General features: G+C 67.4%; 4 protein-coding genes and 1 pseudogene. 2 read left to right on the forward strand and 3 right to left on the reverse strand.

The window, feature by feature from the left end:
* Positions 1-23: 23 nt before the first annotated feature.
* Both ABZV31_RS35910 and ABZV31_RS35915 read right to left on the reverse strand, forming a co-directional pair.
* Entirely contained in the window at positions 24-1,334 is a 1,311-nt protein-coding gene (locus ABZV31_RS35910; RefSeq protein ID WP_355901042.1) for a hypothetical protein, read from the reverse strand.
* Positions 1,334-2,419, reverse strand: coding sequence for a site-specific integrase (locus ABZV31_RS35915; protein WP_355901043.1), 1,086 nt, complete (start codon positions 2,417-2,419; stop codon positions 1,334-1,336). The genes ABZV31_RS35910 and ABZV31_RS35915 overlap by 1 nt, the downstream gene beginning before the upstream one ends.
* 461 nt (positions 2,420-2,880) lie before the next feature.
* Between ABZV31_RS35915 and ABZV31_RS35920 the strand changes: the two are divergent.
* A pseudogene (locus ABZV31_RS35920) lies at positions 2,881-3,652 on the forward strand (transposase).
* 54 nt (positions 3,653-3,706) lie between these two features.
* On the opposite strand, the gene ABZV31_RS35925 reads toward ABZV31_RS35920, so the two are convergent.
* On the reverse strand, positions 3,707-5,488 hold the full coding sequence (locus ABZV31_RS35925; protein WP_355901044.1) for an ISAzo13 family transposase: 1,782 nt from the start codon (positions 5,486-5,488) through the stop codon (positions 3,707-3,709).
* A gap of 254 nt (positions 5,489-5,742) precedes the next feature.
* Between ABZV31_RS35925 and ABZV31_RS35930 the strand changes: the two genes are divergently transcribed.
* A complete protein-coding gene (locus ABZV31_RS35930) occupies positions 5,743-6,123 on the forward strand; it encodes a VOC family protein (protein ID WP_355901045.1) in 381 nt (126 codons plus the stop codon).
* Positions 6,124-6,696 lie beyond the last annotated feature (573 nt).

Genomic DNA, 6,696 nt, shown 5'->3' on the forward strand with positions numbered 1-6,696 from the left:
CAGTTGGGCCAGGTCGTCGTCACTCAGCACAGTCGGCGGAAGCGCCTTACGCAGAAGATCGCCCTGGGCCTCCTCCACGATCGCCTCCAGCGCATCCTTCTGCGCGGGGGTCGCGGCCGTGAGATAGTGGTCGCCCTCGACCCGTGGGCTGTGGTGCTGTGGTTCGGATCGATCCGCCCGCGCCCGCTGCCGAACCAGTTCTTGCGGTCACGGTGGGACTCGAACGAGGTCCGGATACTGTGCCGGTGGATCCGCAGCGGCTTGCCGTCACTGCCCTTCAACCTCGCCCGTCTCACCCATCCCTGGATGGATTCATGACGCGACGGGCCGGTCCACCAGACCCCGACATGGGTGTAATCGTGGCGCAGCCACAACTCCGAGGCTTCGGTCTGGGCAGCGAAGCGGCGCGAGACGGCGGAATGCTCAAGCCACCGTTCCACCAGCCGCACAGCGCGCGGGGACAGCGTCACGCTCTCCTCGGCGGTCCGGCCCTTGAGGTAGTTCACCAGCATTGCCGCGTCTCCGGCCCACTCCAGGTCCTCAACGCTCAGATCCGCGATGCCATCGGGGACGATGCCGGTGTACGCGCCGAACAGCAGCTGGTAGGCGATCACCACCGACGGGGAGGGAAACAGCGCAGTACAGGCACGCTGGGCGTCAGCGCCGCGGCCCATACGGTGATAGGCCATGGTCGGTGTCCACCCGACCCGCTGCCCCAGACTGACCGCGTTTTCCGGGCCATGGCGGACCATCCACCAGCACAGATTCTCGTATGACCAGCCGTGCTGATAGGGATCCCGTCCTTTCTCGGCCGCGGCGTGAGCCTGCCGGAACTGCGACCACGCTTCCTGGATCTCAGTCCGGCACACCTCCTGCAGCTGGCTCCAGACCGTCTCGTCGTACGGAAGCAGCGGCTTGGAGTCCCGCCGACGCTTCTGGTTGTACGCCCGTCCACCCACCAGTTCGCGGACCTCGGGACGCAGCGCCTGGGTGTCCTGGTCGAACGCGGCGAGCATGCGGCGGATCATCGACTCGTGAGCGGCTCCGGTCACCCACAGCTGCTCGACGAGGGAGGGACGGGTGAGCTCCGCAGCGCCGCCGACATGCCCGCGCTTGGCCATAGCCGCGGCGAACAGGCGAGTGGCCCGCACGAACTCACGGACACTCGACTCCGCGTCCACCTGGCCGTGAGGATGTATCAGCCCGATCAACCCGTTGGCCATGTCGCGCACCAGCTGTGGGTTGTCCTGCTCGGGCAGCTCCACCGTCGCGGTCGTGCCCTTGGTGAACCAGCAAACCAGCCGAGCGGGCTCCTCCAGTAGTTGAGCGGCCATCAGACGAGCACCGCCTCGTCCTCGAACTCCTCATCAACCTCGGCCTCGGCGAACAAGTCGAACTCATGGCCCGCGCGTTCATACGCCTCGCGGTAGATCCGGGTCATGTCCAGGCGGCGTAGGTACGCTTCCGTGGTGACGACACTGGTGTGTCCAAGGAGGTCACACAGCACCATCATCGGGTCCGCCTTGCTCAGGTACAGAGCCAGCGCCGCATCCGGGTCGGTCGCGTGGACCATGCGGGCCGCCTCCATGAAGTGGCCGCTCACTAGCCACTCCAACGTCCTGATCGCAAAAGTGTGACGGAGCCGGTGCGGGAATGTGTGAGGGAAACGGGGCTCGAAACGCTCCCGGATCCTGGTTGAGGTCCGCTCGAAGACCGTGGCCCAGGGGGTGAAGGGCGCACCGTTCGCCTGCACCCCCAGCAGCATCGAGCCGCCATCGGGTGCTACCAGGCGTCGCCGCTCGGACGGCGTCAACGCTGCCCACTTCACCCGGGTGCCGTTCACCCGGCCGCCCCGGGCGTCGGCCTCGCTCACCACCAGCGGTTCCCCCCACCGGGCCGGCGGCTTCCAGCGCGAGCCGACCGTGGCCAGGGGGCGAACCGTCGTCATGTACCGGTGCACGCGAGCCAGGCTGCTGTAGGACGTCCACGTCGTACGGAACTTGCGCCCCTTCGTTACGCCCTCGGGGACGGGGAAGGAGATCGGCAGCGCGGTCGGCTTCGGCGGAAGCGGGGGGACCTCCACGTCCAGCAGGTACGTGAACTCCTGCGACCGCAGCCCCGAGGAGAGCACGAAGTCAACCACCGCGGCGTTGCGCGTAAGCATCCGCCCGCGGTACGAGGTATCTGGCGATCCGTCCGGGCGGAGCCCCGCCAGGCCCCGAACGAACATCTCCGCGAAGTCGGACTCGAAGTAGCGGATCGTGACGTGGCGCTTCGGAGTGCGTCGGCGGGCCTGGTTGACTCGTTGGGGCCGCACCTGGTCCCCGAACATCGAGACCGATTCCTTGTAGGTGAACGGCACCGCAGGCGCGTGGTTCTCCTTGTCCGCCCACGCGTAGAAGCGCGACAGGATGCTCATCTGCTGGTTCCACGTGGTGGCCGCAAGACGACGCTTCAGCGGACCGCACGACCTGTCGACCGCGTACAGACTGAGTGCGTTTTTCAAATCGGGCGCTGTCGCGTACCCCGCGCTCGTCCTCGAAGAGAAGGTCGTCATCGACAAGGACCGGCATGAGCTCGGGTATCACGGGGCGGCCGCTGAGCCCCCACGATTTCCAGCCCTTTGAGCTGAAGAAGATCATCTGCATGGCCGGGACGGTACGTGGGGGACAGCAGAGACTGCAAAGCACAAACGCAGGTCAGGGCCTCACTCGCTCCGGCTATGAGACATGACCACTAGAAGGCCGATGAAGATCTTGTTGAGGGGCCGCCCAGCCGGGGGCTGGGTGGCCCCTTGTCGCTATGCGGTGGCCGTGGTGAGTTGCCAGATGCCGTTGGTTCGGGTGAGTCCCTGCTGGTCACGGGTGAGATGATCTTGCTGTGGCTGGTGTGATCACGGCGTCGGAGCCTTCCTGGATAACCCCGTTCACCGGGCTGAGCCCGCGCCAGTTCGGCAAGCTGATCACCGCGCTGCGGCGCGAGGGTGCAGACCCGGTTCGCAAGGGCCGACCCTGGAGCCTGCCGCTGGAGGACCGGGTGCTGCTGGTCTCCGCGTACTGGCGGACGAATCTGACCCTTCGGCAACTGGCACCACTGTTCGGCATCTCGAAAATCGGCTGCCGACCGCATCATCGATCACCTCGGGCCGTCGCTCGCGCTGCAGCCGCGCAAGCGGTTCCGCAAGGACACCGTGCTGATCGTGGACGGCACCCTGGTGCCCACCCGCGACCACACGATCGCCGAACAGTCGAAGAATTACCGGTACTCCACCAACCACCAGGTCGTCATCGACGCCGACACCCGGCTCGTCGTCGCCGTCGGCCGGCCGGTGCCCGGCAACCGCAACGACTGCAAGGCGTGGGAGTTGTCCGGCGCGAAGGACGCCGTCGGAAACACCACGGTGATCGCGGACGGCGGCTACCGGGGCACCGGCCTGGTCATCCCGCACCGCCGCAAGCGAGGCCAGGCCGAGCTCCCGGACTGGAAAGAGGAGCACAACTGCTCGCACCGGCAAGTCCGCGCCCGCGTCGAGCACGTCTTCGCCCGCATGAAGGTCTGGAAGATCCTGCGCGACTGCTGCCTGAAGGGCGATGGCGTCCACCACGCCATGCTCGGTATCGCCCGCCTGCACAACCTCATCCTCGCCGGATAACGGAGAAAGGAGCAGGCCATCCAGCGACCCCAGAGATCATTTATGGGACAGCCCTTAGGGCTTGCAGATCATTAACACGTCGTCTTGATCATGCTGTGGGGGTTGTCGCTCTGGGCTCGAACCCGAGCCTGGAGGGCTGTGAGGGCGGCGGGCGGGTTGGCCGCCGGCTCGATGACGATGCCGTGTGCCTTGATTAGCCTCCTGATCTTCAGCAGGGTGCGGTGCATGGCGGTCCGACTGCTGCCGAACAGCACGGCGAGGGGTTCTGCGGCCAGGGCGACCCGCGGGCGGGTTGGCCGCCGGCTCGATGACGATGCCGTGTGCCTTGATTAGCCTCCTGATCTTCAGCAGGGTGCGGTGCATGGCGGTCCGACTGCTGCCGAACAGCACGGCGAGGGGTTCTGCGGCCAGGGCGACCCGCAGGTGGAGCACGGTGGCCAGAACCTGGTCGGGGAAGGCGAGCCGGGGCGGGCGGCCGCGCTGGGTATCGCCGTCCGGGGCCAAAGTCTTTGCGAGGTCGGCCAGTTGCTGTGGCGACATTCCGGTCAGTGTGGGGTCGGACAGCAGGGCCTGGTCCCATTGCGGGGCCGGTGTCTGCGGGGCCCTGGCCGCCGGGATGGCCGTGCAAGGCTGCGGGTGCAGGGCGTAGTTCCAGTCGCCGTGGAAGGCGTGCCGGGTCAGCGGCAGGGCGGCCATGTCCGCGTCGCCGATGTGGGCTCCGGTCGGGTAGGTGTTGGTGTCGAGCTCCGCCCTCACGCGTAGTCCGGTGCGGGTGGTGGTCGCGGCGATGGACTGGAGGATGACGTCGTGGCTGGTCAGCGGGCGGCCGCGCCAGTTCATGGTGATGTGGGAGAAGAGCCGGTGCTCGATCTTGTTCCACTTCGACGTCCCCGGCGGGAGATGACACACGGTGATAGTCAGCCCCGTTTCCGCGGCGAGCGTGGCCAGTTCGAGTTTCCAGGCCCGGGTGCGGTGGCCGTTGGAGCCGCCCGCGTCCGCGGTGATCAGTAGCCGTGTCGCGCCTGGGTAGGTGCTCCGGCCCTGATCGTGCCACCAGCGGCGGATCGATTCCACCGCGAACGCGGCCGTGTCGTGGTCGGTGCCGACGTTGACCCAGCCGGTGTCCGCCGCGAGATCGTAGATCCCGTAGGGGACGGCCTTGCCCAGCTGTGGGTCGGCGAAGTCATGGACGTTCACCCGTACCGGATCGGCCGCGGGCCGCCACTGCCGTCCGCTGTTCTTGAACGCGCCGACGAGCTCCTTCTTCTTGGTGTCCACGCTGATCACCGGCTGACCGGTGTCCCGGTGCTCGCGGGCCTGCTCGTTGAGATAGCGGAACTGGGCATCCCGGTCCGGATGCTGGCTACCCTCGATGGTCTTGGCGTTGGCCTGCAGACTGAAGCCCTCCTCGCGCAGCAGGCCGGCGACCGTGTCGGCACCGACCTGGTGTCCGGCCTGGGTCAGCTCCCGCGCGAGCGCGCGGGTCGACTTCACCGTCCACCGCAGCGGCGACATCGGATCACCCCGCACATCCGGCTCAACCAGCGCCAACAGCGCCGGCCGCAGCCCCGGATCCACATCAGCGACCCGCTTGCGGCCTCCGCCCGGACGCCGCACCCGCCCCAGAGGCTCCTCGCCGGCCTTCAGCTCGAACACCCCTTTGCGGACCGTGGTCTCGCTGACCGCGGCTGCCCGCGCGACGGCCCGAACACCGCCATGCCCCAGAGCACGCGCCTCCGCGGCCATCAACAGCCGCCGCTGCCGCTCGTCCAGATGCGGCAACAACACCGCAAGCTTCACAGCGAGTTGGTCACGTGTCTCGTCCGGGATGCGCATACCACATCAACGATCCCGAGAACGGGAAGCAACACCTTGATTCCCTGCGAGCCCTCAGGGCGTGTCTCAAAGTCAGCTGCCCTACTGCGCGACCTACGGCCCTCGCCTGGCGGCCCGGCCAGGCGAGGGCCTGAAATCACTTCGCCCCTGTTCGCCTCGCCCGGTACGGTCGCGAGAGTGTTCTCACTGCGGGAGCCCATGAGATCCGCGTGCGGCCACCCCGGCAGTTCCCACGCTGAGAGTAGGTTTCATCCATGGCATGCCGTATCAGTGAGCTCGTGCTCAAATGCCACGACCCCGAGGTGCTGGCGCGGTTCTGGTGCGAGGTCCTGGACTTCATAGTGCTCGATCGCGAGGAGGAGGGCTGCATCGAGATAGGGCCGCGCGAAGGGTTCGGCGGCCCGCAGCCGACGATCTTCCTCATCCGCAACGACGAGCCGAAGAACGGGCATGCCCGGCTGCACATCGACGTCAACGCCACCGACCGCGATCAGGACGCCGAGCTCGAACGCCTGCTGGCCGCCGGGGCCGAACTCGTCGACATCGGTCAGCCCGGGGAGGCGTCCTGGCACGTCCTCGCCGATCCAGAAGGCAACGAGTTCTGCCTGCTCAAGGCCCGCCTCGATCCACTGTGACGGCCCTCGTCGGCAACGAGGCCCGCGCCCGGGTGGAGGGTGTATAGGCGACGTGCCCGGCCTGCAGTAGCAAGAGAAGCGCTATCCGATCCCAGGTGATCGCGAACACGTGGATCATCTCGGGGTCGTCATCGACCCGGAACGACAGCAGCCCCCGGCCACCACCGAACGTCGTCTCCCGGAGGGTCGGGTCGTCGCCCGGCGCTGCGATGTAGGCGTCCCACGGTGCGTCGGACCTAGCTGCGGCCCGCAGTGGACTTGCGACGGCGCCGCTGGGTCTTCTCCCGGCAACTCCTTGAGCACCAGCGACGGGCCGATCCGGACTCATCTCTCTCGATGGGTTCCTGGCAGTACTCGCAGGTCCGGATCCTGTAGGGAGCCGGGTCGAGTCCTCGGTGGGCTCGTTGCCTGCAGCGGCCCGAGCACCAACGACGCAAGCCGGCGCTGGGCTTCGCTCTTGGGAGGGGATCCTGGCAGATGTCAATCCCCTCGCAGCGTGGAGACGATCTATGCGGCCAGTCCCTCGGCGAGGGTGGCTCGGTAGTCACGTTCGTAGTCGATCGGGCTCTTGAA

The sequence above is a fragment of the Streptomyces sp. NPDC005202 genome (assembly GCF_040608235.1).
Classification (GTDB): domain Bacteria; phylum Actinomycetota; class Actinomycetes; order Streptomycetales; family Streptomycetaceae; genus Streptomyces.